This window comes from Salmonella bongori NCTC 12419 (genome assembly GCF_000252995.1).
GTDB classification, from domain to species: Bacteria; Pseudomonadota; Gammaproteobacteria; order Enterobacterales; family Enterobacteriaceae; genus Salmonella; species Salmonella bongori.
In genome coordinates this window covers 1909974-1935138 of the sequence record NC_015761.1, presented here as the reverse complement: position 1 = coordinate 1935138, position 25165 = coordinate 1909974, and the positions used below count along the sequence as shown (strand labels likewise).

The window sequence follows — 25165 nt, the reverse complement described above, 5'->3', positions numbered from 1 at the left end:
AGTGAGTTAGGGGTATCTGGCGGGAGGCTGGGTGGTAAAAAGACGTAGTGTATTACATTTTAATAGTAGTTCCCGGTCGGAGCGTGATGTTGGTGAACTGGTGACGAAAGTTTTTGAGAAAGCGGTGAAAAAAGAATCACAACCACGATATACATTTAGTCTGCCGTTGCTGACTGTGCAGGATGAGATTCGGGATTATTGTAATAATAAAAATATCAAGATAGGGTACGATACTCTCTTTATGGAAATAACCTTTTCTTCTGACAGGGAGACGGTAGATGAACTCATTAAGCGTTTTTTTACTGAAAATGAGCTCTATTTAAGAGGGCGGATTTATTTATCCGCAGCGGTTGTATAAGGTAGCCTGAGTATAATAAGGCGCGAAACCTTTAAAATTCTTTTATGTATTGAACAATGCCAGCGTAGTCATTATTACGCTGGCGTAAAGAATTCCGGGTTTCAATAAGAAGTGAAGATATTTTACGCATATAGAGTAACAGTGCATTCGCTGCCATGAGGAATGCGGGGGGCTAACAGGTACTTCGCCATAACCGTCCTGGATGGGGCGTTAACCCTGGATTCACATTCCTGCTTTTAAGGCGATTTGACCGCTTCTTACCGGAAAACCTGTGTCCCAATCCTCCTTTTGTGCGTTAACTTCCGGAATCCTCCCCATTTCGTGTTAATCTGGCCCCTGATGGTTGCCATCCCAACTGCCTGCAAAAATTATTTTATCCGCTGCCATGTCAGAGACCTACAGGCGGAAATCATTACTGAGGAAAAGCGTTATGAAAATGGAACCATTAAACGAAAGCGAACTGGAGTGGCTGGATGATGTGTTAACGAAATACAATACCGAGCACGCCATTCTGGATGTCGCGGAACTGGACGGTTTGCTTACTGCGGTACTGAGTTCTCCACATCCCATCGAGCCAGAACAGTGGCTGGTGGCAATATGGGGTGGACCCGCGTATGTACCGCGCTGGACATCTGAAAAAGAAATGACGCGTTTTATGAATCTTGTGTTCCAGCATATGGCGGACACGGCCGCCCGGCTTGAAGACTATCCAGAGCAGTTTGAGCCGCTGTTTGGCCTGCGTGAAGTTGACGGTCATGAAATAACGATTGCCGAAGAATGGTGCTTTGGTTACATGCGCGGGGTTTCGCTATCTGACTGGTCTGATCTGCCGGATACGTTAAAACCGGCGCTGGAAGCGATTGCTTTGCATGGTACGGAAGAAAACTTTGACCAGCTGGATAAAATGACTCCGGAAGCGTTTGATAAAAGCGTTGACGCTATCCGCTTCGCGGCGCTTGAACTGCACGCCTGGTGGATGGCGCATCCGCACACCGTACCGCTACAGGTGCCGGTAAAAGCAGAGGTGAAAGTGGGACGTAACGATCCTTGCCCATGCGGGAGTGGCAAAAAATTTAAGCAGTGCTGCCTACACTAACTCCTGGTAAATTCGCCCGGGCAAGACGCTATCGGGCCTGAATGGGGTATCCCGGCCCGGTACATTAACCCGGGTCGGGCAGAAACCCTATTGCAATCGAAAACTGGACGCCGATCACGACAATGCCGCAGAGAAATACCAGCGCCAGCGCCGGGGTGCCGCCTGCCACACGATATTCCGCCTGAGGATTCTGTTTTCGGCATTGCCAGACCAGCATGGCAGGGATGAGCAGCGCCAGCACTGCCAGCGCCACGCCAGCATAGCCTAAAGCCATAACAAACCCGCGTGGGTAGAAAAGGGCAAACGCCAGCGGCGGTAGAAACGTAATTAACCCGGTTTGCATACGTCCGGACACGGTACCACGGCGCTGGAACAGATCGGCCAGATAATCAAATAATCCCAGCGCTACGCCCAGGAAAGAGGTCGCCAACGCCAGATCGGCAAACAGGTGGACTGCCAGTTCGACATGTGGCGAGGCGACCACGTCTCTGAGAGCCTGCAGCAGGCCATTCAAGCCGGCATGATTGGCCAGCAGCCCCCGGAATGTCGGCGAATCAATGCTTCCCAGTGTGGCGAGCTGCCAGAAAATATAGGCCACTAACGGAATGGCGCTACCGGTTATAAAGACCCAGCGCAGCCTGCGGATGTTGCCGTTCATATAACTTACAATACTCGGTACGCTCCCGTGAAAACCGAAGGAAGTAAAAATAACCGGTATCGCGGATAACGCCAGTCCCTGCTGTAAAGGGAGTGTAAGAAGATTCACTTTATGAATATGTGGCATGAGCAGTGCAAGCATGATGACCAAAAAAATGATCTTCGCGCTAAACAGAAACCGATTAAAAAGATCGACCAGCGATGTACCGATACATACCACGCCACCGGCAACAAAGGTGAACAGTAGTACACCAGAAGCAGGAGATAACGTGGCGCCAACCCAGCTATTAATACTGGAGGCCAGTAATTCCCCGGCCCCGGAGATATAGGCAGCGGTGAGCGCATACATTAAGAACATCATACTGAAACCCGTAAGCCACTGTCCGTAACGTCCAAGATAGCGTTTTGCCAACGAGCCAAGTCCGGTATCCGCCGGAACATGTTGATAGACTTCAAGTAACAGCAGCGCGGTATAACACATTAGCGCCCATAGTCCAATCAACAGTCCCAGTGTGACGCTAAAACCAACGCCTGCCGCTGCCAGCGGCATGGCCAGCATCCCGGCGCCGATAGTTGTGCCTGCCACGATAAAAATACTGCCCAGAGTTCTGTTCTTCACGCTTTCTACTACCCCGATAAGAAAAAAGGGTGATATCCGCCGCGCAGGGTAAGGCATTACGCTATTTTCGTCAAATGGTCGTTACAATGTGTGTATAACAATCTTTACAATCACATACCTGAACCAGAGGTAAAAGAGCTCTCCGCACTCGCGCTAAACCTGCGCTAGCGCAAAGCCGTTCACATACGGACCCAGTAGGCTACGGGTTTTATTAAGGAGGAGTTATGGGTTCTATTCATGGTCATGAAGTGCTCAACATGATGATTGAGTCTGGTGAGCAGTACACGCATGCCTCACTGGAGGCAGCTATTAAAGCGCGTTTTGGCGAACGAGCGCGATTTCACACCTGCTCAGCGTCAGATATGACGGCTGCGGAATTGGTTGCATTTCTGGCGGCAAAAGGAAAGTTTATTGCCGTAGATGGCGGGTTTTCTACGCATGAAAGTAAAATCTGCCGCCATTAATACACCACGGTGAGAGTGCGTCTCACCGTGCAAGAAAATACGGGATTAATTTTGTGTATCAAGCGTGGAGAGTTCTTTATCGATAAAATAAAGCCCTTCACCACTTTTTCCTGCCAGCGTTAATTTATCAATAACGGATTTAAATAATTTTTCTTCTTCATGCTGTTCTGCAACATACCACTGTAAGAAATTAAATGTCGGATAATCCTGGCTGGTCATTGCAGCATGAGCCAGTTCATTAATTTTTTGCGTAATTAGCTGCTCATGCTCATAGGTGGCGCGGAACAGTTCATCCAGTGAGGTATATTCAGCAAATGGTGAAGAAACAGTATGAATGCGCGGCAGGCTTCCGGTATCAGTCAGATAGTCGAACAGGCGTTGCATATGTGTCATCTCTTCTTGCGCATGACGACGAAGAAATGCAGCTGCGCCTTCAAAACTATGATAGCTGCACCACGCGCTCATCTGTTGATAGAGCAGGGAGGAGTATAACTCCAGATTCATTTGCTCATTCAGCTTGTCGATTATTTCTGTTTTTAGCATGGTTCTGCTCCACAAATAGCAAAAGATAGGGTGATGTGGCGCCACTATAATTTGTTATTTTATTATTTGCAAAAGGTAAAATATTAAATTTAATTATTAAAAATACGAATGGGAATAAAACGCATTAGCGCCATTGTAGATAAGATAAAGGAGAGCCAGCCCCCTCATGCTGGCAATAGCGCCAGGGTTATCTCCTCCCTGATGTGGTATTAATGCTGATCGTGCAACGCGACTAATAAAGCGACATTATTTGCGGGACCGCTACCCCCCGGCATTGCCATGAGAGGGTATATCTTGTGTTCAGACACAAAGAGCCCGCATACATGCTACAGGTTCCTACCGGCTGACCAAATGAGACGGCATCAGCATAGCCCATCTGCTGGCATTCGCGTGTTGCTGTGCCATGAGAAACATAGTCATCAGTGCGTGAAGTAAAAAATAGCGGTTGATTATACGTCAGACGCACAATGCCGCTTATCGGACTGGCTTCGCTGACCTGGGCTTGTCGAGTAATAGTGCATCCCGTCAGGGCCAGCAGTGAAAGAGTAAAAATGAGAGGTTTCATAAAAATCGCTCCGACAGTTCGGTATCAGGCCATACTACCGCGTCTTCTGGGTCATCAATGGCTGGAATAACTCACGGATTCGCTTTGATTAAAGGTAACGGCGGACGATTTACCGCGTGGATGGAAGCGTGTAATGGAGATTTATTTTTTTAAAACGTGATTTTATTAAATATAACAAGCTTAACGCCGGTGCCAGAGAAAAGGAGCACCCTGTCTTTAACGTTGGTATGTGCGACGAAAACGACCATCATCTGACGTACTTTTACTCAGGGTGTATAGCGATGAATCTAAAATCGTCGACATGCCAGGTCGGACGTTTAGCGTCTGCTGCCAATGAGCATCAATAAAAAGCCGGAGAAACGGTGCTGCTACCGTTTCTGGTGATGAATGGGTACTATGACGTCCTGACTATAAGGAGTTCATCATGCCCCATACACTTAATGCCGATCAGGAACTGGTTTCTGACGTTGTCGCTTGTCAGCTGGTTATCAAGCAAATTTTGGACGTTATCGATGTGATTGCGCCAGTAGAAGTACGCGAAAAAATGTCCAGCCAGTTAAAAAACATCGACTTTTCTAACCATCCTGCGGCCGCCGATCCGGTTACAATGCGTGCCATCCAAAAAGCGATAGCGCTGATTGAACTGAAGTTTACGCCGCAGGGCGAGTCTCACTAAAAACCGCCGATAGTACGCCGGATAAGACGCTTTACGTCGCCATCCGGCATAATAATGTTATCAGTGATGCTGATAATTAACGACGTTAAGAAGATGCTGATCGGTTTGTGCCAGGCATAACCCTGCTCGTTTCGCACTGCGAACTTCTTCTAGAATCGTTTGTAAAAGCACGCCATCCTGCTGTTGCTCTTTTTCCAGCGTGTGCAGAAAATCAAGCGTTGAGTCGTCATTCAGGGCTTTAGCTTCGTCCGCAAGGCGTGACAACGTGCTGGCCCGTTGCTGATAATCCTCCAGCGTTTTCTGGAAAAGTTCTTCCAAAGAACAGAGTTCATCGCCCGGCACGTCAATAGCTTTGACAATAGGGGTTGCGCCCGCGCTTTTCATAAAATTGAACATGCGCATCATTTGCGTCACATTGCCTTGCGCCTGGGTGCGAAGAAAAGTGGCGGTGCCTGTTAAACTATGTTCAGAACACCACTCGCTAAGATGGAGGTAAAGATTTGATGCGTAAAACTCAAGGTTCATTTGCGTGTTGAGCTTTTGAACCATTCCTACCGCTGCCATAACAATATCCTTATTTCCAGAAAGTGTTGATGTGCATGATGAACAACAATGCAACAGAGATGTCACATTCATACTTCCACGCACAATAAATACTCTTAGCAGAAGAACTCCGTTCTGCCAGTCCCTTATACGATCTGATTCCCACTTTATCGATCGGTAATGAGAATAACGCGTCAATAAAAATAAGAAAATCCTTAAATGCAATTGTTCGTCTTTTTTTTACTTTTTCATTGGGTAATGTTTACGTCAGTAATGGTGTTGTTATGTGGTTATTGATATAACTATATGAAAGATAAGTAATATATTATTCTTCATTAATTTATGAAACGTTGTTTCATATCAAGAGCGAGACGTTTCAGGAGTGATAGTATCAATAAGCTAATCATTGGTCAGAGCAGGAGAAGTACAGGCGTGAACGATTAACAGCAAATTTGCATTTTTTTATTAAATGGCCGTTTTTGCGGCAGATCATTTTTAATGTCATTAATCAGCTGGACACATTATTCAATTCATCACGGTTTTGATGGATGACATCGTTATTAACAAGGAGTGGTCAATGAAGAAGGTTGCGGTGCTGCTGGCGCCAGGATTTGAAGAGGCAGAAGCCATTGTTACTATTGATATCCTGCGACGTTTGCATATTAACGTAGAGATACTGGCGTGTACTGAATCAAAAGTGGTAATGAGCTACCACGATATTCCTGTGGTTGCCGACTGTTTATTAAATGAACGTCAGCAGACGCTTTTTGATGCGCTGGTTCTGCCTGGCGGCCCGCAAGGAAGTATCAATCTTGCGGCTAATCCGGCAGTGATCGCGTTTGTTACCCGCCATGATGCGGCAGGTAAATTAATTTGTCCTATCTGTTCCGCTGCGGCAAAAGTACTGGGGACTCACAGCTTGCTGAAGGGGCGTCGGTATGTTTGTTCCGGCAATCTGTGGGAGACAGTGCAGGATGGAATCTATATGGATGCCCCCGTTGTTGAAGACGGCAATTTGATCAGCGGTAAAGGACTGGGCCATGTTTTTGACTTTGCGCTAACACTTTCCGCCAGGCTGCTGGGAGACAATGCGCCGGTTCGCGATCACGCCGATCATATCTATTATCCCTGGTAAGCGCTATTCGCCCGAAAGCCACCGTATACAGGCGCAAGGATAAGCTGACTAACAGTATGGATTAAGGTGCTGGTCTCTTGTAATTTGTCTGACAAATTCACTCTGTTGTATGTCATTTCCCGCTGAATTTATGTACGCAATTACTGTAATTCAGCGGTGAGCTGCCTTATCCTTTTTGGACTACTGATGAACAAAATTACCTTCGGGCGTAATACGCTGGCGATAGGCGGCAATGAGGAGGCTGCGCGTTTGGCCGGCGTACCGGTGGTTCGCACCAGAATCATCATTTTTATTCTTTCTGACCTCGTGTCGGCGGCGGCGGGGATTATCCTGGCTTCACGAATGACCAGCGGCCAACCAATGACCTCACTGGGCTATGAATTAATCGTCATTTCTGCGTGCGTATTAGAGGGCGTTTCCCTGAAGGGCGGCATCGGAAAAATCTCATATGTGGTAGCGGGTGTACTGATATTAGGGACGGTTGAGAGTGCGATGAACCTGCTCAATATTTCACCTTTTGCGCAGTATGTCGTTCGCGGCTTAATCCTTCTGGCAGCAGTTATCTTCGACCGTTATAAGCAAAAAGCGAAGCGTACGGTTTGATGAATTAACATTCAACTTTACAGTATAGCTCCAGGCTCTCGCCAGTCGCTACACCGACTGGCGAGGGTTTTTCTAAATGGCGAGCAGCGTCACACTGTCTATACTTACATGACTAATGAGACCGTTTGTGAGTCTCAAGATGATGATAAGGAGGAGACAAGGGTGGCAGAACCGTTAACCGTATCCCCCGAACTCACTGCGAACTATGCGTATTTTTTTGACCTTGATGGCACATTGGCAGAGATAAAGCCTCATCCCGATCAGGTAGCAGTACCGCATAAAATCCTTCAGTTGTTAGACCGTCTCGCGGCGCACAACGCAGGGGCACTGGCATTGATTTCAGGGCGTTCAATGACTGAGCTGGATGCTTTGGCAAAACCTTTTCGCTTTCCGCTGGCTGGCGTTCACGGGGCAGAGCGTCGTGACATCAATGGTAAAACCCATATTGTGCGCCTTCCTGAGTCGGTAGTTCGTGAGGTGGGGGCGTTACTGCGCTCAGCATTAGTGTCGTTGCCGGGGGCGGAACTGGAGACGAAAGGCATGGCGTTTGCGCTGCACTATCGTCAGTCTCCGGAGCATGAAGCAGCGCTGATGGCGTTGGCACAGCACGTCACGCAACACTGGCCGCAGCTGGCGCTGCAACCCGGTAAGTGTGTCGTGGAAATCAAACCTAAGGGAACCAACAAAGGCGAAGCTATTGCCGCCTTTATGCAGGAAGCCCCCTTTGCGGGACGGATTCCCGTTTTTGTGGGGGACGATTTGACCGATGAGGCAGGCTTTGGCGTGGTGAATCACGCAGGCGGGATTTCCGTAAAAGTGGGCGTCGGGGCGACTCAGGCGACCTGGCGACTGGAAAGCGTACCCGACGTCTGGCGCTGGCTGGAGCAAATCAATTATCCACAACAAGAACAACAAGTAATGAATAACAGGAGAGATGGCTATGAGTCGTTTAGTCGTAGTATCTAATCGAATTGCCCCCCCGGATAACAAAGGCGGCGCAGGTGGCCTCGCCGTTGGTGTGCTCGGCGCGCTAAAAGCGGCTGGCGGGTTGTGGTTCGGCTGGAGTGGCGAGACAGGTAACGAGGATGAGCCATTAAAAAAGGTGACAAAAGGTAATATTACCTGGGCATCGTTTAACCTGAGTGAACAAGATTACGAAGATTACTACTGTCAATTTTCTAATGCTGTCCTCTGGCCTGCATTCCATTATCGTCTGGATCTGGTACAGTTTCAACGGCCTGCATGGGAAGGCTACATGCGAGTGAATGCGCTATTAGCGGATAAGTTGCTGCCTCTCATCAAAGAGGATGACATTATCTGGGTGCATGACTACCACTTATTACCCTTTGCCAGCGAGCTGCGTAAACGCGGCGTCAACAACCGGATTGGTTTTTTCTTGCATATTCCTTTCCCGACACCGGAGATTTTCAACGCTTTACCACCGCACGACGAACTTCTGGAGCAGTTGTGCGACTTTGATCTGCTGGGTTTCCAGACGGAAAATGATCGTCTGGCTTTTCTCGACAGCCTTTCAAGCCAGACACGCGTTACAACTCGCAGCAGTAAGCAGCATATTGCGTGGGGTAAACCATTCCAGACAGAAGTCTATCCTATTGGCATTGAACCTGATGAAATTGCGTTACAGGCTGCCGGTCCATTGCCGCCTAAGCTGGCGCAGCTCAAAGCGGAACTGAAAAATGTGAAAAATATTTTTTCCGTTGAGCGCCTGGATTATTCGAAAGGACTGCCGGAACGTTTTCTCGCGTATGAAGCCCTTCTGGAAAACTATCCACAGCACCGGGGAAAAATTCGTTATACTCAAATTGCGCCAACATCGCGCGGGGAAGTGCAGGCATATCAGGATATTCGCCACCAACTGGAGACGGAAGCAGGCCGTATTAATGGGAAATACGGACAGTTGGGCTGGACGCCGCTTTACTATCTGAATCAGCATTTCGACCGCAAGTTGTTAATGAAAATATTTCGCTATTCAGACGTTGGCCTTGTCACGCCGCTCCGCGACGGGATGAATCTGGTGGCAAAAGAGTTTGTCGCTGCGCAGGACCCCGAAAACCCGGGCGTATTGGTATTGTCCCAGTTTGCTGGTGCGGCCAATGAACTGACGTCGGCATTAATCGTCAACCCTTACGATAGGGATGACGTGGCGGCAGCGCTCAATCGCGCTTTAACAATGCCGCTTGCCGAGCGTATTTCACGTCATGCAGACATGCTCGACGTGATCGTGAAAAATGACATTAACCGCTGGCAGGAGCGCTTTATTCATGACCTGAAGGAGGTCACGCCGCGCAGCGCTGAGAGCCAACAGCAGAATAAAGTAGCGACGTTTCCTAAACTTGCCTGATCGTGTGCGACAGCTAGTCGCCTGATAATGGCACCAGCAGCACGTCGACCTCGCTGGCGCTCACCACGCTTTTTGCTGAGCAGGACGCTCGCGAAAAGAAGCTGTGGTTATGGTTGCCGCAAATGACCAGATCAACATGGTGTTTGCGGCACACATCCAGAATATGCTGGCTTAGCTCACCATACGTGATAAAGCTTTGTTCAATCGGATAATCCGCTTTCTTCCCCAGCATTGTAAGAAAATTCTCTGTCTCCTCATGCATCACCGACCGTAAATCCTCCATCATGGGGGCGGCGAACTGGTTATACAGCTCAGGATCGGAAGCGAGGGTAATCAGACTTATTTTGGCCTGAACAGGGCGGGCAATAGAGACCGCTTTGGCCAGCAGTTGGTCACTTTCAGGGGTAACGGCAACGGCAACAAGAATATGGGTATAGCTCATAACTCGCTCCTTTATTGCAAGAATATGAGATTGTTCTTTAGCTTTACTCTCTTTACCGCTTTTCTGCAATGCGCTAATACCACAATAGTGTGAAGGATATCATAATAAATCATTAATTATTCTTATGTCAGGAATAATGCTCTCCGGGTGTTTTTAAAAGCCATCAAGATATTTTGAATAAACTGATGAACAATGAAAGCTAAAAGTTAAATTAATGGAGCTGGTTTTTAACGCGCCATCGCCTCTGTAGGGGTATAATTGATTAGTGGTATTTAATATTTAAGCTGCTGTTTACTAAAGATAAATTTAAATTGTTTCTAAAATAGAAATAATAGCCTGATCGCTATTACCAGGACGTTATTTTAACATCGAGAAACAAAAAATAATTTGGTATTGACGAGAACCTATTCATCCGGATGGAATAGGAAAAGTTAACATCAGTTGATAAAATAAACAAAATAAAAGCCAGGCTGATGGATTTATCTCAAGCATTTCGTTAAATTATGTGATCTATATCACATATTTTCTAAAATCGCAGTCCCGCTCCGTTGTATGTCACGAGGCTGACGAGTAGAGTTGCGTCGAATTAGGAAAAATCTTAGGCATTTGTAAGAATTGATGTATACGTGTAAGTCAAATTCCAGCTGGAAACTGGGTTATACGTCCAATGTCTGAGCGCTGCTATGCATTTGACCTTTTTGCTTCTTTTACCGGGCCTTCCCGGCAACATCACGGGGTGCGGTTACGCCGCATAAAAATAAAGTTGGTTATTCTGGATGGGAACAATGCATACATCCGAGTTGCTAAAACACATTTATGACATCAATTTGTCATATTTACTCCTTGCACAGCGTTTGATCGTCCAGGACAAAGCATCTGCGATGTTCCGCCTTGGTATCAACGAAGAGATGGCAAATACCCTGGGTGCGTTGACCCTGCCGCAAATGGTGAAGCTGGCCGAGACGAACCAGCTGGTTTGCCATTTCCGGTTTGACGATCATCAGACGGTAACGCGTTTGACCCAGGATTCACGCGTCGACGATTTACAGCAGATTCACACAGGTATCATGCTTTCAACGCGTCTGCTCAATGAAGCGGACGATACGGCGCGTAAGAAAAGGGCGTGATGATGAGCGAAAAAAGCATTGTTCAGGAAGCTCGCGATATCCAGCTGGCGATGGAGCTGATTAATCTGGGCGCCCGTCTGCAAATGCTGGAAAGTGAAACGCAGCTAAGCCGGGGCCGCCTCATTAAGCTGTACAAAGAGTTGCGCGGTAGTCCGCCACCCAAAGGGATGCTGCCATTCTCTACGGACTGGTTTATGACCTGGGAGCAAAATATTCACGCCTCCATGTTCTGCAATGCCTGGCAATTTTTACTTAAAACGGGTTTATGTAACGGTGTGGATGCGGTAATTAAAGCTTATCGGCTTTATCTTGAACAGTGTCCGCAACCGCCTGAAGGGCCATTGTTGGCGCTGACCCGGGCATGGACTCTGGTGCGTTTTGTCGAAAGCGGGTTGCTCGAATTGTCGAGTTGCAACTGCTGTGGGGGAAACTTTATCACCCATGCGCATCAACCAGCGGGCAGCTTTGCGTGCAGTTTGTGCCAGCCGCCATCCCGCGCAGTAAAAAGACGTAAACTTTCCCGAGATGCTGCCGATATTATTCCACAACTGCTGGATGAACAGATCGAACAGGCTGTTTAACCGAAACGGTGTGGACAAACACTCCAGCAGCGGTAAGTCATTACCGCTGCTTTTTTTTGCCTTACCATCGCGTTAATTGCCCGACTGCGCATCCTGTCATAGTCAACAGCGGAAGGATGATGTCGTGCTTATCTTATTAGGTTACCTGGTGGTTATCGGTACAGTTTTCGGCGGTTATGTCATGACCGGCGGACACCTTGGGGCACTCTATCAACCCGCTGAATTGGTCATCATTGGCGGCGCGGGGATAGGGGCATTCATTGTTGGCAATAACGGGAAAGCCATCAAAGGCACCATGAAAGCGATCCCGCTGTTGTTTCGTCGCTCGAAATACACGAAAACCATGTACATGGATCTGCTGGCGCTGCTCTATCGCCTGATGGCCAAATCCCGCCAGCAGGGTATGTTCTCCCTTGAACGCGACATTGAAAATCCGAAAGAGAGTGAAATCTTCGCCAGTTATCCACGTATTCTGGCCGATGCGGTCATGCTTGATTTTATTGTCGATTACCTGCGTCTGATCATCAGCGGCAATATGAACACGTTCGAAATTGAGGCATTGATGGATGAAGAGATTGAAACCCATGAAAGTGAGTCGGAAGTCCCTGCCAACAGCCTGGCGATGGTCGGCGATTCGCTGCCTGCCTTTGGTATCGTCGCGGCGGTAATGGGCGTGGTTCACGCGCTGGCTTCAGCCGATCGCCCGGCCGCCGAACTGGGGGCGCTGATTGCCCACGCGATGGTCGGAACGTTCCTTGGTATTCTGTTGGCGTATGGGTTCATTTCACCGCTGGCCACCGTTCTGCGCCAGAAGAGCGCCGAAACCACCAAGATGATGCAGTGCGTAAAAATCACACTGCTTTCTAATCTGAACGGCTATGCACCGCCAATTGCCGTGGAGTTTGGACGTAAAACGCTCTATTCCAGCGAAAGACCGTCGTTTATTGAGCTGGAAGAACATGTTCGCGCAGTGAGAAACCCAAACCAGCAGCAGACGACTGAGGAAGCATGAAAAATCAGGCCCACCCCATTGTCGTCGTAAAACGCCGCAAGCATAAACCGCACGGCGGCGGGGCGCACGGTTCCTGGAAAATTGCCTATGCCGATTTTATGACGGCAATGATGGCTTTTTTTCTGGTGATGTGGCTGATCTCCATCTCCAGCCCTAAAGAATTAATTCAGATTGCCGAATATTTCCGTACACCGCTGGCAACCGCGGTAACGGGGGGAAACAGGATTGCTAATAGTGAGAGTCCGATACCCGGCGGCGGCGATGATTACACCCAACAACAAGGTGAAGTGGAAAAGCAACCGAATATTGACGAGCTGAAAAAACGGATGGAGCAGAGTCGGTTAAACAAATTGCGTGGCGATCTGGATCAACTGATTGAGTCAGATCCCAAATTGCGTGCGTTACGCCCGCATCTGAAAATCGATTTAGTTCAGGAGGGGTTGCGCATCCAGATTATCGATAGCCAGAACCGTCCGATGTTTAAAACTGGCAGCGCCGAGGTTGAGCCGTATATGCGCGATATCCTGCGCGCGATTGCGCCAGTATTAAACGGGATTCCTAATCGCATTAGCCTGGCAGGGCATACTGATGATTTTCCCTATGCGAACGGCGAAAAAGGCTATAGCAACTGGGAATTATCTGCCGACCGCGCCAATGCCTCTCGCCGCGAACTGGTTGCCGGTGGACTGGACGACGGCAAAGTATTACGGGTGGTTGGCATGGCCGCCACAATGCGGTTGAGCGATCGCGGCCCTGATGACGCCGTCAACCGTCGTATAAGCTTGCTGGTGTTAAACAAGCAGGCGGAACAGGCCATTTTGCATGAAAACGCTGAAAGCCAGAATGAGCCGGTAAGTGTATTACAACAGCCTGCGGCAGTTGCGCCGGCAAGCGTACCCACATCGCCACAAGCCGAACCGAGGTGATAGCGTGAGCATGGATATTAGCGATTTTTATCAGACATTTTTTGATGAAGCTGACGAGCTGTTGGCAGATATGGAGCAGCATCTGCTGGATTTGGTGCCGGAGTCCCCTGACTCTGAACAGCTGAACGCCATTTTTCGCGCGGCGCATTCTATTAAAGGCGGCGCGGGTACATTCGGCTTCACCATCCTGCAGGAAACCACGCATTTAATGGAAAACCTGCTGGATGAAGCCCGACGCGGTGAAATGCAGCTCAATACCGACATTATCAACCTGTTTTTGGAAACGAAAGATATTATGCAGGAACAGCTCGACGCCTATAAAAACTCCGAAGAGCCGGATGCCGCAAGCTTCGAATATATCTGCAATGCGCTACGGCAACTGGCGCTTGAGGCTAAAGGCGAAACTGCCCCGGCAGTTGTGGAAACCGCGGCATTAAGCGCGGCGGTACAGGGGGGAAGTGTAGCCGAAATGCCTCGTGACGAGAGTAAGCTGCGCATCGTACTTTCGCGGCTGAAAGCCAGTGAGGTCGATCTGCTTGAAGAAGAGTTGGGTAATCTGGCTACCCTGACAGATGTCGTCAAGGGGGCGGATTCACTGTCGGCGACGCTGGATGGCAGCGTCGCGGAAGAGGATATTGTCGCGGTACTGTGTTTCGTCATCGAAGCCGATCAGATCGCTTTTGAAAAAGTTGTCGCCGCGCCAGCTGAAAAAGCGCAGGTGCAGGAGAAAACCGATGTGGCGCCGGTAGTGCCTCCGGTGTCGGTTACCCCTGGTACCAAAAGCGCGGCGCATGACCACCATGCTGGCCGTGAAAAGCCCGCGCGTGAACGTGAGTCAACCAGTATTCGCGTGGCGGTAGAGAAGGTAGATCAGTTGATAAACCTGGTCGGTGAGTTGGTGATCACGCAGTCAATGCTGGCTCAGCGTTCTAATGAGCTGGATCCGGTCAACCACGGCGATCTTATTACCAGTATGGGGCAGTTACAACGTAACGCCCGCGACTTGCAAGAGTCGGTAATGTCGATTCGTATGATGCCTATGGAGTATGTCTTCAGCCGTTTTCCGCGTCTGGTTCGCGATCTGGCGGGCAAACTGGGCAAACAGGTAGAGTTGACGTTGGTGGGAAGTTCTACGGAACTTGATAAGAGCTTGATCGAACGGATCATCGATCCGTTGACACACCTGGTACGCAACAGCCTCGATCACGGGATTGAAATGCCGGAAAAACGGCTTGAAGCCGGGAAAAATGTTGTAGGCAACCTGATCCTCTCGGCAGAACACCAGGGCGGCAATATTTGTATTGAAGTGACCGATGACGGCGCGGGGCTTAACCGCGAGCGTATCCTGGCGAAGGCGATTTCCCAGGGGATGGCAGTTAATGAAAACATGACCGATGATGAAGTGGGCATGTTGATTTTCGCTCCGGGATTCTCGACCGCGGAACAGGTGACGGACGTTTCCGGCCGCGGCGTGGGTATGGATGTGGTGAAACGTAACATCCAGGAGATGGGCGGCCACGTTGAGATCCAGTCAAAACAAGGCTCCGGGACCACTATTCGTATCCTGCTGCCGCTAACGCTGGCAATCCTTGATGGGATGTCTGTCCGCGTGGCGGAGGAAGTTTTTATTCTGCCGCTGAACGCGGTAATGGAGTCGCTGCAGCCGCGTGAAGAAGATCTTCATCCGCTGGCGGGCGGCGAACGGGTTCTGGAAGTCCGCGGCGAGTATTTGCCGCTGGTCGAGTTGTGGAAAGTATTTGACGTGGAAGGTGCGAAAACCGAAGCCACACAGGGAATTGTCGTGATCCTGCAAAGTGCGGGACGCCGTTATGCGCTGTTGGTCGATCAGCTCATCGGCCAGCACCAGGTCGTGGTCAAAAATCTGGAAAGCAACTATCGCAAGGTTCCGGGCATTTCCGCCGCGACAATCCTTGGCGATGGCAGCGTTGCGCTGATTGTTGATGTTTCTGCATTGCAGGGGTTAAACCGCGAACAACGTATGGCGATCACAGCCGCCTGATTGAGTGAGAAGGGAATAATATGACCGGTATGAGTAATGTAAGCAAACTGGCCGGCGAGCCGTCAGGTCAGGAATTCCTGGTGTTTACACTGGGAGATGAGGAGTACGGTATCGATATCCTGAAAGTACAGGAGATTCGCGGCTATGACCAGGTAACGCGTATCGCCAATACGCCGGCCTTTATTAAAGGGGTGACTAATCTACGTGGCGTGATTGTGCCTATTGTTGATCTGCGGGTGAAATTCTGCGAAGGCGACGTGGAGTATGATGATAACACGGTAGTGATCGTACTGAATCTGGGGCAACGCGTGGTTGGGATTGTGGTGGACGGCGTGTCTGACGTCCTGTCGCTAACGGCGGAACAAATCCGTCCGGCGCCAGAATTTGCAGTGACCTTGTCAACGGAATATTTGACGGGGTTGGGCGCGCTCGGCGAGCGTATGCTGATTCTGGTGAATATCGAAAAACTGCTTAACAGCGAAGAGATGGCGCTACTCGATATCGCGGCGTCACACGTCGCGTAATGACATTAATAACATCGCCGGGGGCATGGTGCCTTCCGGCAATCTTTCCCGTTACGCGTCCACGGGTTGTGGCATCTCTCTTTCGTCACCTTATCCTGTAATCCTTCATGTACTTTAGCCACCGCCACACTCTGTAACGCTACGGTTGGGGTCAATATCCTTCTTTTGAGGTAACGTTTTTCCTTTTCGCAAATGTAAAGTTATCACCACGGGTGCCGATAACGTTGATAACTCGTTATCAGGAAGGTGCCTTATGTTTAACCGTATCCGCGTTGTCACAATGCTGATGATGGTGCTGGGGGTTTTCGCACTGCTACAGCTTGTTTCCGGTGGTTTGTTATTTTCTTCATTACAACATAACCAGCAAAGTTTTGTTATTTCTAACGAATTACGCCAGCAGCAAAGTGAACTCACCTCGACATGGGACTTAATGCTGCAAACGCGCATAAACCTGAGCCGTTCCGCTGCGCGCATGATGATGGACGCCGCTAATCAACAGAGCAGCGCCAAAACGGATTTACTGCAAAACGCAAAAACAACGCTCACGCAGGCGGCGGCGCACTATACCAATTTCAAAAATATGGCCCCATTGCCAGCGATGGTGGAGGCCAGCGCAAACGTTGATGAAAAATATCAACGCTATCACGCCGCATTAGCGGAACTTATCCAGTTCCTGGATAACGGCAATATGGATGCCTACTTCGCTCAGCCAACCCAGGGAATGCAAAATGCACTGGGCGAGGCGTTGGGCAACTATGCCCGGGCGAGTGAAAAGCAGTACCGCCAGACCTTTGATCAAAGTGCTCACGATTATCGTTTTGCGCAATGGCAACTGGGGATTCTTGCCGTTGTACTGGTGCTGATTTTAGTGGTGGTTTGGTACGGTATTCGCCAGGCGTTGCTTACTCCACTGGGACGCGTCATTGCCCATATCCGTGAAATTGCCAGTGGCGATCTGACGAAAACGCTCACGGTATCCGGGCGTAATGAAATCGGCGAACTGGCGGGAACGGTCGATCACATGCAGCGTTCGCTGATTGAAACCGTGACGCAGGTTCGCGAAGGCTCAGATGCGATTTATTCGGGCACCAGTGAAATCGCCGCCGGTAATACCGATCTCTCTTCCCGTACCGAACAACAGGCTTCCGCTCTGGAAGAAACGGCTGCCAGCATGGAACAGTTAACGGCGACCGTGAAGCAAAACGCCGACAATGCCCGCCAGGCTTCACAACTGGCGCAAAGCGCCTCCGACACAGCCCGTCATGGCGGCAAAGTTGTCGATGGTGTGGTGAATACCATGCATGACATTGCCGACAGTTCGAAGAAAATTGCTGACATTATCAGCGTTATTGATGGCATTGCTTTTCAGACCAACATTCTGGCGCTGAACGCAGCGGTAGAAGCGGCGCGCGCAGGCGAGCAGGGACGTGGTTTTGCCGTTGTGGCGGGTGAGGTACGTAATCTGGCCAGCCGCAGCGCCCAGGCGGCGAAAGAAATTAAAGCGTTGATTGAAGATTCCGTCTCGCGTGTCGACACCGGCTCTGTGCTGGTGGAAAGCGCCGGGGAAACCATGACCGATATCGTCAACGCCGTAACGCGCGTGACGGATATTATGGGCGAAATCGCTTCCGCTTCGGATGAGCAAAGTCGGGGCATCGATCAGGTGGCGCTGGCTGTTTCCGAGATGGATCGCGTAACGCAGCAGAACGCCTCACTGGTTCAGGAGTCTGCGGCGGCAGCCGCCGCGCTGGAAGAGCAGGCCAGCCGTTTAACCATGGCGGTATCCGCTTTCCGTCTGGCGTCGAGACCGCTGGCGACAAACAAATCTGAGGCGCGTCTGTCAGCGGACATTCAGCCTGGCAACACGCCGCGTTCGCCAGCCACCGTGGATGATGCGAATTGGGAAACGTTCTGATCGACGTGTGCCAGATGCCGTCGGTCATCAATGAATTTGTGAACCAGACGATACCTGTCATCTGGTTCGCGATATGTAAAAGCAAAAATGTGTAATACGGGAAGCATGGCGTTGCCGCAGGGCGCGCCCGTTGTATTCTGAATGTGAGTGATTAAGAAGGCGCTATGACATCATCTCTGCCCTCCGGGCAAACGTCATTATTGTTACAGATGACACAGCGCCTCGCGCTGTCCGACGCGCATTTTCGTCGGATATGTCAATTAATCTACCAGCGTGCGGGGATCGTACTGGCCGATCATAAGCGGGATATGGTGTATAACCGCCTGGTGCGTCGGTTGCGTACTCTGGGGCTGGATGATTTTGGCCGTTACCTCAGTATGCTGGAGGCTAACCAAAACAGCGCTGAATGGCAGGCTTTTATCAACTCTCTGACTACCAATCTGACCGCTTTTTTTCGCGAGGCGCATCATTTCCCGATTCTGGCGGAACATGCGCGCCGTCGCCACGGTGAGTACCGTGTCTGGAGCGCAGCGGCATCGACGGGAGAAGAACCCTACAGCATTGCGATTACGCTGGCGGATGCGTTGGGGATGGCCCCTGGTCGCTGGAAAGTGTTCGCCAGCGATATTGATACTGAAGTGCTGGAAAAAGCGAGAAGCGGTATTTACCGGCTCAGCGAACTGAAAACGTTATCGCCGCAGCAATTGCAGCGCTATTTCATGCGTGGTACGGGGCCGCATGAGGGGTTGGTGCGTGTACGGCAGGAACTGGCCAATTATGTTGAATTTTCCAGTCTTAATTTGTTGGAAAAGAAGTACAACATACCGGGGCCATTTGACGCGATATTTTGCCGTAATGTCATGATTTATTTCGATAAAACGACACAGCAGGACATTCTGCGCCGTTTTGTTCCACTCCTTAAACCTGACGGACTGTTGTTTGCCGGTCACTCAGAAAACTTTAGCAACCTCGTGCGCGAGTTTAGCCTGCGCGGACAGACGGTGTATGCGCTAAGTAAGGATAAAGCATGAGTAAAATCAGGGTATTGTCGGTTGATGATTCTGCGCTGATGCGCCAAATCATGACTGAAATTATTAATAGCCATAGTGATATGGAAATGGTGGCAACAGCGCCAGACCCGCTAGTCGCCAGAGACCTCATCAAAAAATTTAATCCGGACGTATTGACGCTGGACGTTGAGATGCCGCGTATGGACGGCCTCGATTTCCTTGAAAAACTGATGCGCTTGCGCCCGATGCCGGTGGTGATGGTCTCCTCGCTGACCGGTAAAGGATCTGAAGTTACGCTGCGGGCGCTGGAGCTGGGAGCCATCGATTTTGTCACCAAACCACAGCTCGGCATTCGTGAGGGTATGTTGGCATATAGCGAAATGATCGCCGAGAAGGTACGAACCGCCGCGCGGGCCCGTATTGCCGTGCATAAACCGATAGCGGCCCCGGCAACCTTAAAGGCTGGGCCGCTGCTCAGTTCGGAAAAACTGATCGCTATCGGCGCTTCGACGGGCGGTACTGAAGCTATTCGCCATGTGCTGCAACCACTGCCGCTTTCCAGTCCGGCAGTCATCATTACGCAGCATATGCCGCCTGGCTTTACCCGTTCGTTTGCTGAACGTCTTAATAAACTCTGTCAAATCAGCGTCAAGGAGGCCGAAGACGGCGAACGCGTATTGCCAGGTCATGCCTATATTGCGCCCGGCGATAAACACATGGAGTTGGCGCGCAGTGGGGCGAATTATCAAATCAAAATTCATGATGGCCCGCCGGTAAACCGGCATCGGCCTTCCGTGGATGTGCTGTTTCACTCGGTGGCGAAACATGCGGGGCGCAACGCTGTAGGCGTCATTCTTACGGGGATGGGCAACGATGGCGCCGCCGGAATGTTAGCGATGTACCAGGCAGGCGCCTGGACCATTGCGCAAAACGAAGCAAGTTGTGTGGTGTTCGGCATGCCGCGCGAGGCCATCAATATGGGTGGCGTAAGCGAAGTGGTCGATCTTAGCCAGGTAAGCCAGCAGATGCTGGCGAAAATCAGTGCCGGACAGGCGATACGTATTTGAACCAGGAGTAGTATTTTATGGCGGATAAAGAGCTTAAATTTTTGGTTGTGGATGATTTTTCGACCATGCGTCGTATCGTGCGCAACCTCTTAAAAGAGCTGGGATTTAACAATGTGGAAGAGGCCGAAGATGGCGTTGATGCGCTGAATAAGCTCCAGGCGGGCGGCTTTGGCTTCATTATCTCTGACTGGAACATGCCGAATATGGATGGTCTGGAACTGCTGAAAACCATTCGTGCCGATAGCGCCATGTCGGCGCTACCTGTGTTGATGGTGACAGCGGAAGCCAAGAAAGAGAATATCATTGCCGCCGCGCAGGCAGGTGCCAGCGGTTATGTCGTGAAACCGTTTACGGCAGCGACTCTGGAAGAGAAGCTAAACAAAATCTTTGAGAAACTGGGCATGTGAGGATGCAATGATGATGCAACCATCTATCAAGCCTGCTGATGAAGGATCAGCAGGAGACATCATTGCGCGCATCGGCAGTCTGACCCGAATGCTGCGTGACAGTTTGCGCGAGCTGGGGCTTGATCAGGCGATTGCCGAAGCGGCAGAGGCGATTCCTGATGCGCGCGATCGTCTGGACTACGTCGTCCAGATGACGGCGCAGGCGGCGGAGCGTGCGCTAAACAGCGTAGAGGCCTCGCAACCGCATCAGGATGCGATGGAAAAAGAGGCGAAAGCGCTGACGCAACGTTGGGACGAATGGTTTGAAAATCCGATCGAGCTTTCCGACGCCCGGGAACTGGTAACAGATACGCGCCAGTTTCTCAAAGATGTTCCGGGCCATACCAGCTTTACTAACGCGCAACTGCTGGACATTATGATGGCGCAGGATTTCCAGGACCTGACCGGCCAGGTGATCAAGCGCATGATGGATGTCATTCAGGAGATTGAGCGCCAGTTGCTCATGGTGTTGCTGGAAAACATTCCGGAGCAGGGCGCGCGGCCAAAACGCGAGAACGAAAGTTTGCTCAACGGTCCGCAGGTAGATACTTCGAAAGCCGGCGTGGTCGCCAGTCAGGATCAGGTCGACGACCTGCTGGATAGCCTTGGGTTTTAACGCTTTTTGACCCGAGAGCGCTGCGCTTACCGGGTCTGAACTTTTCAGCCAGGCCGGATACATGTCGTTCGTTTCGTATCCGGCTATCGCTATTAACGCCATAAACCCCGCCTTTTTTACCGCTTACTCTGCCCATTGGCGTAAGGCAGTTCTGGCATCATTCTCGCTTATCCATCTATCCAGGGTTTGCTGCGTGGCAGAAGAGAGCGACGACGACAAAACAGAAGCCCCCACACCCCACCGACTTGAAAAAGCGCGGGAAGAAGGGCAGATCCCCCGATCCAGAGAACTGACCTCACTGCTGATATTGCTGGTGGGCGTTTGCATTATCTGGTTTGGCGGAGAGTCGTTGGCGCGGCAACTGGCGGGAATGCTCTCAGCGGGCCTGCACTTTGATCACCGTATGGTGAACGATCCTAACCTTATCCTGGGGCAGATAATTTTGCTGATTAAAGCGGCGATGATGGCGCTACTCCCGCTCATTACAGGCGTAGTACTGGTGGCACTTATCTCGCCTGTCATGCTTGGCGGTCTTATCTTCAGCGGTAAGTCATTGCAGCCTAAATTTTCTAAATTGAACCCGTTACCGGGAATTAAGCGCATGTTCTCAGCGCAGACCGGTGCGGAGCTACTGAAAGCCGTGTTGAAATCCACTCTGGTAGGTTGCGTTACCGGATTTTATCTCTGGCATTACTGGCCGCAAATGATGCGTTTGATGGCGGAGTCGCCGATTACCGCCATGGGTAACGCGCTGGATCTTGTCGGACTCTGCGCCTTACTGGTGGTACTGGGCGTGATCCCAATGGTGGGATTTGACGTTTTTTTCCAGATCTTTAGCCATCTGAAAAAATTGCGTATGTCGCGGCAGGATATTCGCGATGAATTTAAAGAGAGCGAAGGCGATCCACACGTTAAAGGTAAAATTCGCCAGATGCAGCGCGCCGCCGCGCAGCGTCGCATGATGGAAGATGTGCCGAAAGCGGATGTCATTGTCACCAACCCGACGCACTACTCCGTGGCGTTACAGTATGACGAAAAGAAAATGAGCGCGCCGAAAGTGGTCGCGAAAGGGGCCGGGCTGATAGCGCTGCGTATTCGCGAGATTGGCGCTGAGCATCGGGTTCCCACTTTAGAAGCGCCGCCGCTGGCGCGTGCATTATATCGCCACGCGGAAATTGGCCAGCAAATTCCCGGACAGCTATACGCGGCTGTGGCGGAAGTGTTGGCCTGGGTCTGGCAGCTTAAACGCTGGCGGCTCGCAGGCGGGCAACGTCCTCCACAACCTGAGAACCTTCCAGTGCCAGAAGCGCTGGACTTTATGAACGAGAAGACTACCGATGGCTAATCTGGTCGCGATGCTGCGCCTGCCCAGCAACCTGAAATCGACGCAATGGCAAATTCTGGCCGGGCCGATCCTCATTCTGCTGATTTTGTCGATGATGGTGCTGCCGCTGCCCGCTTTTATCCTCGACTTACTGTTTACCTTTAATATTGCGCTATCAATCATGGTGCTGCTGGTGGCGATGTTTACCCAGCGTACGCTGGATTTTGCCGCCTTTCCGACCATTCTGTTATTTACCACGTTGCTGCGTCTGGCGCTTAACGTGGCTTCGACGCGGATTATTTTGATGGAAGGGCATACCGGCGCGGCGGCGGCGGGAAAGGTGGTCGAAGCGTTCGGCCATTTCCTTGTCGGCGGTAACTTCGCGATTGGGATTGTAGTCTTTATCATCCTCGTTATTATCAACTTCATGGTCATCACCAAAGGCGCCGGGCGTATCGCGGAAGTTGGCGCGCGTTTTGTACTGGACGGAATGCCCGGTAAGCAAATGGCCATTGACGCCGATCTGAATGCCGGTCTGATTGGCGAAGACGAGGCCAAAAAACGGCGTTCAGAAGTGACTCAGGAGGCTGACTTTTACGGCTCGATGGACGGGGCGAGTAAATTTGTGCGTGGCGACGCCATCGCCGGTATTCTCATCATGGTTATTAACGTGGTAGGTGGGCTGCTGGTAGGCGTATTGCAGCACGGAATGAGCATGGGCAGCGCGGCGGAAAGCTACACCCTGCTGACCATTGGCGACGGCCTGGTCGCCCAGATCCCGGCGCTGGTCATTTCCACGGCGGCAGGCGTCATCGTGACTCGCGTCAGTACCGATCAGGATGTCGGCGAGCAGATGGTCGGCCAGTTGTTCAGTAATCCAAGAGTGATGCTGCTGGCGGCGGCGGTACTGGGGTTACTTGGCCTGGTACCAGGAATGCCTAACCTTGTCTTTTTACTTTTTACCGCCGCCTTACTTGGTCTGGCGTGGTGGCTACGCGGGCGTGAACAACAAGCGCCAGAGGAGCCGCAGCCGGTAAAAATGCCGGAAAATAACTCGGTGGTCGAAGCTACCTGGAATGACGTACAGCTTGAGGATTCACTGGGAATGGAAGTGGGTTACCGCCTGATCCCGATGGTGGATTTTCAACAGGATGGCGAATTACTGGGACGTATTCGCAGCATTCGTAAAAAATTCGCCCAGGATATGGGGTTCCTGCCCCCGGTGGTCCATATTCGCGACAATATGGATTTACAGCCTGCGCGCTACCGTATTTTGATGAAAGGGGTGGAGATTGGCAGTGGGGATGCGTATCCTGGACGCTGGCTGGCCATTAACCCCGGTACGGCGGCAGGGACGCTGCCGGGCGAGAAAACCGTCGATCCAGCTTTTGGCCTTGATGCCATCTGGATTGAGAGCGCCCTGAAAGAACAGGCGCAAATTCAGGGCTTTACTGTGGTTGAAGCCAGTACCGTCGTGGCGACGCACCTTAACCATTTAATTGGTCAATTCGCCGCCGAGTTGTTTGGCCGTCAGGAAGCGCAACAATTGTTAGATCGCGTCTCTCAGGAGATGCCGAAGCTCACTGAAGACCTGGTCCCCGGCGTCGTGACCCTCACGACCTTACATAAAGTCCTGCAAAACTTGCTGGCAGAAAAAGTCCCAATTCGCGATATGCGTACCATTCTCGAAACGCTGGCGGAACATGCCCCGTTACAAAGCGACCCGCATGAGTTAACTGCCGTGGTACGCGTAGCGTTAGGACGGGCCATTACACAACAGTGGTTCCCCGGCAATGAAGAAGTGCAGGTGATTGGCCTGGATACTGCGCTGGAACGTTTGTTGCTGCAGGCGTTACAGGGAGGCGGCGGCCTTGAACCGGGGCTGGCGGATCGTCTGTTGGCGCAGACGCAAGAGGCGCTTTCGCGTCAGGAAATGCTGGGCGCACCGCCGGTACTGCTGGTTAACCACGCACTACGCCCACTGCTGTCCCGCTTTTTACGGCGCAGCTTACCGCAGTTGGTGGTGCTGTCGAACCTGGAGCTTTCCGATAACCGTCATATCCGCATGACGGCGACCATTGGAGGAAAATAATGCGTAAGTGGTTAACATTATTGTTCTTTCCCCTGACTGTGCAGGCCGCAGGCGAAGGCGCATGGCAGGACAGCGGCATGGGCGTAACCCTGAATTACCGGGGGGTTTCCGCATCGTCCTCGCCGCTGGCGGCGCGTCAGCCGGTTTCAGGTTTGATGACGCTGGTCGCCTGGCGCTATGAGCTAAATGGTCCAACGCCAGCGGGATTACGGGTGCGTTTATGTTCTCAGTCCCGCTGCGTAGAACTGGATGGACAAAGTGGGACCACCCATGGTTTTGCCAATGTACCTGCCGCTGAACCGCTACGCTTTGTCTGGGAAATCCCCGGCGGCGGTCGTCTCATCCCCGCGTTAAACGTGCGGAGCAATCAGGTGATTGTTAACTACCGCTAGTTGCCTCCCACTCCGCCGGGCAGCAGGATATTGCTGCCCGCCTCGCATTT

Annotated in this window: 26 protein-coding genes and 1 pseudogene; 22 read left to right on the top strand and 5 right to left on the bottom strand. The window is 51.1% G+C overall.

Features of this window, described 5'->3' with window-relative positions:
- The first annotated feature begins 31 nt into the window (after positions 1-31).
- Both SBG_RS09140 and SBG_RS09135 read left to right on the top strand, forming a co-directional pair.
- The gene (locus SBG_RS09140; RefSeq protein ID WP_000240844.1) at positions 32-358 is read left to right on the top strand and encodes a hypothetical protein; all 327 of its coding nucleotides are present in this window, start codon (positions 32-34) and stop codon (positions 356-358) included.
- Positions 359-788: 430 nt separating this feature from the next.
- A complete protein-coding gene (locus SBG_RS09135; protein ID WP_000781531.1) occupies positions 789-1454 on the top strand; it encodes a YecA/YgfB family protein in 666 nt (221 codons plus the stop codon).
- A 64-nt stretch (positions 1455-1518) separates the two neighbouring features.
- Here the strand turns inward: SBG_RS09135 and tyrP are convergent, their stop codons facing one another.
- The gene (gene tyrP / locus SBG_RS09130; protein WP_015702911.1) at positions 1519-2730 is read right to left on the bottom strand and encodes a tyrosine transporter TyrP; all 1212 of its coding nucleotides are present in this window, start codon (positions 2728-2730) and stop codon (positions 1519-1521) included.
- 224 nt (positions 2731-2954) lie between these two features.
- Here tyrP and SBG_RS09125 point away from each other — a divergent pair, with 224 nt between their 5' ends.
- Entirely contained in the window at positions 2955-3194 is a 240-nt protein-coding gene (locus SBG_RS09125; protein ID WP_000534803.1) for a YecH family metal-binding protein, read from the top strand.
- A 45-nt stretch (positions 3195-3239) separates the two neighbouring features.
- Here SBG_RS09125 and ftnA read toward each other — a convergent pair whose 3' ends face one another.
- Both ftnA and SBG_RS09115 read right to left on the bottom strand, forming a co-directional pair.
- Positions 3240-3737: a non-heme ferritin gene (gene ftnA, locus SBG_RS09120; protein ID WP_000920607.1), complete on the bottom strand. Its 498-nt coding sequence runs from the start codon at positions 3735-3737 to the stop codon at positions 3240-3242.
- Positions 3738-3969: 232 nt separating this feature from the next.
- Complete coding sequence (locus tag SBG_RS09115) at positions 3970-4302, bottom strand: YecR-like lipofamily protein (RefSeq protein ID WP_000803231.1); 333 nt, start codon at positions 4300-4302, stop codon at positions 3970-3972.
- A gap of 424 nt (positions 4303-4726) precedes the next feature.
- On the opposite strand from SBG_RS09115, the gene SBG_RS09110 reads away from it, so the two are divergent.
- Complete coding sequence (locus tag SBG_RS09110) at positions 4727-4978, top strand: DUF2766 family protein (protein WP_001120839.1); 252 nt, start codon at positions 4727-4729, stop codon at positions 4976-4978.
- 60 nt (positions 4979-5038) lie between these two features.
- Here the strand turns inward: SBG_RS09110 and SBG_RS09105 are convergent, their stop codons facing one another.
- Positions 5039-5542 (bottom strand): non-heme ferritin-like protein, encoded by a 504-nt coding sequence (locus SBG_RS09105; protein WP_000741713.1) that lies wholly within the window; start codon positions 5540-5542, stop codon positions 5039-5041.
- A gap of 556 nt (positions 5543-6098) precedes the next feature.
- Between SBG_RS09105 and SBG_RS09100 the strand changes: the two genes are divergently transcribed.
- From SBG_RS09100 to otsA, 4 genes and pseudogenes are all read left to right on the top strand, one after another.
- Positions 6099-6656 carry a DJ-1/PfpI family protein gene (locus SBG_RS09100; protein ID WP_000754789.1) on the top strand — a complete coding sequence of 186 codons (558 nt, stop codon included), beginning with the start codon at positions 6099-6101 and terminating at the stop codon, positions 6654-6656.
- 156 nt (positions 6657-6812) lie between these two features.
- A pseudogene (locus SBG_RS09095) lies at positions 6813-7259 on the top strand (ABC transporter permease subunit); the annotation flags it as partial.
- A gap of 162 nt (positions 7260-7421) precedes the next feature.
- Positions 7422-8225, top strand: coding sequence for a trehalose-phosphatase (gene otsB, locus SBG_RS09090; protein ID WP_000830103.1), 804 nt, complete (start codon positions 7422-7424; stop codon positions 8223-8225).
- Positions 8200-9621 (top strand): alpha,alpha-trehalose-phosphate synthase, encoded by a 1422-nt coding sequence (gene otsA / locus SBG_RS09085; RefSeq protein ID WP_000089034.1) that lies wholly within the window; start codon positions 8200-8202, stop codon positions 9619-9621. The genes otsB and otsA overlap by 26 nt, the downstream gene beginning before the upstream one ends.
- Before the next feature lie 13 nt (positions 9622-9634).
- Here the strand turns inward: otsA and uspC are convergent, their stop codons facing one another.
- Positions 9635-10063 (bottom strand): universal stress protein UspC, encoded by a 429-nt coding sequence (gene uspC / locus SBG_RS09080; protein WP_000122601.1) that lies wholly within the window; start codon positions 10061-10063, stop codon positions 9635-9637.
- Positions 10064-10848: 785 nt separating this feature from the next.
- Between uspC and flhD the strand changes: the two genes are divergently transcribed.
- The 14 genes from flhD (at position 10849) to flhE (ending at position 25115) form a co-directional block, all read left to right on the top strand.
- Entirely contained in the window at positions 10849-11190 is a 342-nt protein-coding gene (gene flhD, locus SBG_RS09070) for a flagellar transcriptional regulator FlhD (protein WP_020844567.1), read from the top strand.
- Between the two features lie 2 nt (positions 11191-11192).
- The gene (gene flhC / locus SBG_RS09065) at positions 11193-11771 is read left to right on the top strand and encodes a flagellar transcriptional regulator FlhC (protein WP_020844566.1); all 579 of its coding nucleotides are present in this window, start codon (positions 11193-11195) and stop codon (positions 11769-11771) included.
- A 124-nt stretch (positions 11772-11895) separates the two neighbouring features.
- Positions 11896-12783, top strand: a complete 888-nt coding sequence (motA, locus tag SBG_RS09060; protein ID WP_000906316.1) for a flagellar motor stator protein MotA — start codon at positions 11896-11898, stop codon at positions 12781-12783.
- Complete coding sequence (gene motB / locus SBG_RS09055) at positions 12780-13709, top strand: flagellar motor protein MotB (protein WP_000795648.1); 930 nt, start codon at positions 12780-12782, stop codon at positions 13707-13709. The genes motA and motB overlap by 4 nt, the downstream gene beginning before the upstream one ends.
- A gap of 4 nt (positions 13710-13713) precedes the next feature.
- Positions 13714-15729, top strand: a complete 2016-nt coding sequence (gene cheA / locus SBG_RS09050) for a chemotaxis protein CheA (protein ID WP_000061327.1) — start codon at positions 13714-13716, stop codon at positions 15727-15729.
- 20 nt (positions 15730-15749) lie between these two features.
- The gene (gene cheW / locus SBG_RS09045) at positions 15750-16253 is read left to right on the top strand and encodes a chemotaxis protein CheW (RefSeq protein WP_000147290.1); all 504 of its coding nucleotides are present in this window, start codon (positions 15750-15752) and stop codon (positions 16251-16253) included.
- A 253-nt stretch (positions 16254-16506) separates the two neighbouring features.
- A complete protein-coding gene (gene tar / locus SBG_RS09040; RefSeq protein WP_000483288.1) occupies positions 16507-18168 on the top strand; it encodes a methyl-accepting chemotaxis protein II in 1662 nt (553 codons plus the stop codon).
- Positions 18169-18332: 164 nt separating this feature from the next.
- Positions 18333-19199 (top strand): protein-glutamate O-methyltransferase CheR, encoded by an 867-nt coding sequence (gene cheR / locus SBG_RS09035; RefSeq protein WP_000204358.1) that lies wholly within the window; start codon positions 18333-18335, stop codon positions 19197-19199.
- Positions 19196-20245: a protein-glutamate methylesterase/protein glutamine deamidase gene (cheB, locus tag SBG_RS09030; RefSeq protein WP_000036396.1), complete on the top strand. Its 1050-nt coding sequence runs from the start codon at positions 19196-19198 to the stop codon at positions 20243-20245. The genes cheR and cheB overlap by 4 nt, the downstream gene beginning before the upstream one ends.
- Positions 20246-20262: 17 nt before the next feature.
- Positions 20263-20652, top strand: a complete 390-nt coding sequence (gene cheY / locus SBG_RS09025; RefSeq protein ID WP_000763861.1) for a chemotaxis response regulator CheY — start codon at positions 20263-20265, stop codon at positions 20650-20652.
- A 10-nt stretch (positions 20653-20662) separates the two neighbouring features.
- A complete protein-coding gene (cheZ, locus tag SBG_RS09020) occupies positions 20663-21307 on the top strand; it encodes a protein phosphatase CheZ (protein ID WP_000983588.1) in 645 nt (214 codons plus the stop codon).
- Positions 21308-21500: 193 nt separating this feature from the next.
- Positions 21501-22652, top strand: coding sequence for a flagellar biosynthesis protein FlhB (flhB, locus tag SBG_RS09015; RefSeq protein WP_000797092.1), 1152 nt, complete (start codon positions 21501-21503; stop codon positions 22650-22652).
- Complete coding sequence (gene flhA, locus SBG_RS09010) at positions 22645-24723, top strand: flagellar biosynthesis protein FlhA (protein ID WP_000002389.1); 2079 nt, start codon at positions 22645-22647, stop codon at positions 24721-24723. Before flhB ends, flhA begins: the two co-directional genes overlap by 8 nt.
- A complete protein-coding gene (flhE, locus tag SBG_RS09005) occupies positions 24723-25115 on the top strand; it encodes a flagellar protein FlhE (RefSeq protein ID WP_001233633.1) in 393 nt (130 codons plus the stop codon). The genes flhA and flhE overlap by 1 nt, the downstream gene beginning before the upstream one ends.
- Positions 25116-25165 lie beyond the last annotated feature (50 nt).

Bases quoted from the DNA above. Each gene is read 5' to 3' on its own strand.
- SBG_RS09135 (WP_000781531.1), top strand. From the start codon at position 789: ATGAAAATGGAACCATTAAACGAAAGCGAACTGGAGTGGCTGGATGAT.
- SBG_RS09125 (WP_000534803.1), top strand. From the start codon at position 2,955: ATGGGTTCTATTCATGGTCATGAAGTGCTCAACATGATGATTGAGTCT.
- ftnA (WP_000920607.1), bottom strand. From the start codon at position 3,737: ATGCTAAAAACAGAAATAATCGACAAGCTGAATGAGCAAATGAATCTG.
- SBG_RS09115 (WP_000803231.1), bottom strand. From the start codon at position 4,302: ATGAAACCTCTCATTTTTACTCTTTCACTGCTGGCCCTGACGGGATGC.
- SBG_RS09110 (WP_001120839.1), top strand. From the start codon at position 4,727: ATGCCCCATACACTTAATGCCGATCAGGAACTGGTTTCTGACGTTGTC.
- SBG_RS09105 (WP_000741713.1), bottom strand. From the start codon at position 5,542: ATGGCAGCGGTAGGAATGGTTCAAAAGCTCAACACGCAAATGAACCTT.
- SBG_RS09100 (WP_000754789.1), top strand. From the start codon at position 6,099: ATGAAGAAGGTTGCGGTGCTGCTGGCGCCAGGATTTGAAGAGGCAGAA.
- otsA (WP_000089034.1), top strand. From the start codon at position 8,200: ATGAGTCGTTTAGTCGTAGTATCTAATCGAATTGCCCCCCCGGATAAC.
- uspC (WP_000122601.1), bottom strand. From the start codon at position 10,063: ATGAGCTATACCCATATTCTTGTTGCCGTTGCCGTTACCCCTGAAAGT.
- flhD (WP_020844567.1), top strand. From the start codon at position 10,849: ATGCATACATCCGAGTTGCTAAAACACATTTATGACATCAATTTGTCA.
- flhC (WP_020844566.1), top strand. From the start codon at position 11,193: ATGAGCGAAAAAAGCATTGTTCAGGAAGCTCGCGATATCCAGCTGGCG.
- motB (WP_000795648.1), top strand. From the start codon at position 12,780: ATGAAAAATCAGGCCCACCCCATTGTCGTCGTAAAACGCCGCAAGCAT.
- cheW (WP_000147290.1), top strand. From the start codon at position 15,750: ATGACCGGTATGAGTAATGTAAGCAAACTGGCCGGCGAGCCGTCAGGT.
- tar (WP_000483288.1), top strand. From the start codon at position 16,507: ATGTTTAACCGTATCCGCGTTGTCACAATGCTGATGATGGTGCTGGGG.
- cheR (WP_000204358.1), top strand. From the start codon at position 18,333: ATGACATCATCTCTGCCCTCCGGGCAAACGTCATTATTGTTACAGATG.
- cheB (WP_000036396.1), top strand. From the start codon at position 19,196: ATGAGTAAAATCAGGGTATTGTCGGTTGATGATTCTGCGCTGATGCGC.
- cheY (WP_000763861.1), top strand. From the start codon at position 20,263: ATGGCGGATAAAGAGCTTAAATTTTTGGTTGTGGATGATTTTTCGACC.
- cheZ (WP_000983588.1), top strand. From the start codon at position 20,663: ATGATGCAACCATCTATCAAGCCTGCTGATGAAGGATCAGCAGGAGAC.
- flhA (WP_000002389.1), top strand. From the start codon at position 22,645: ATGGCTAATCTGGTCGCGATGCTGCGCCTGCCCAGCAACCTGAAATCG.
- flhE (WP_001233633.1), top strand. From the start codon at position 24,723: ATGCGTAAGTGGTTAACATTATTGTTCTTTCCCCTGACTGTGCAGGCC.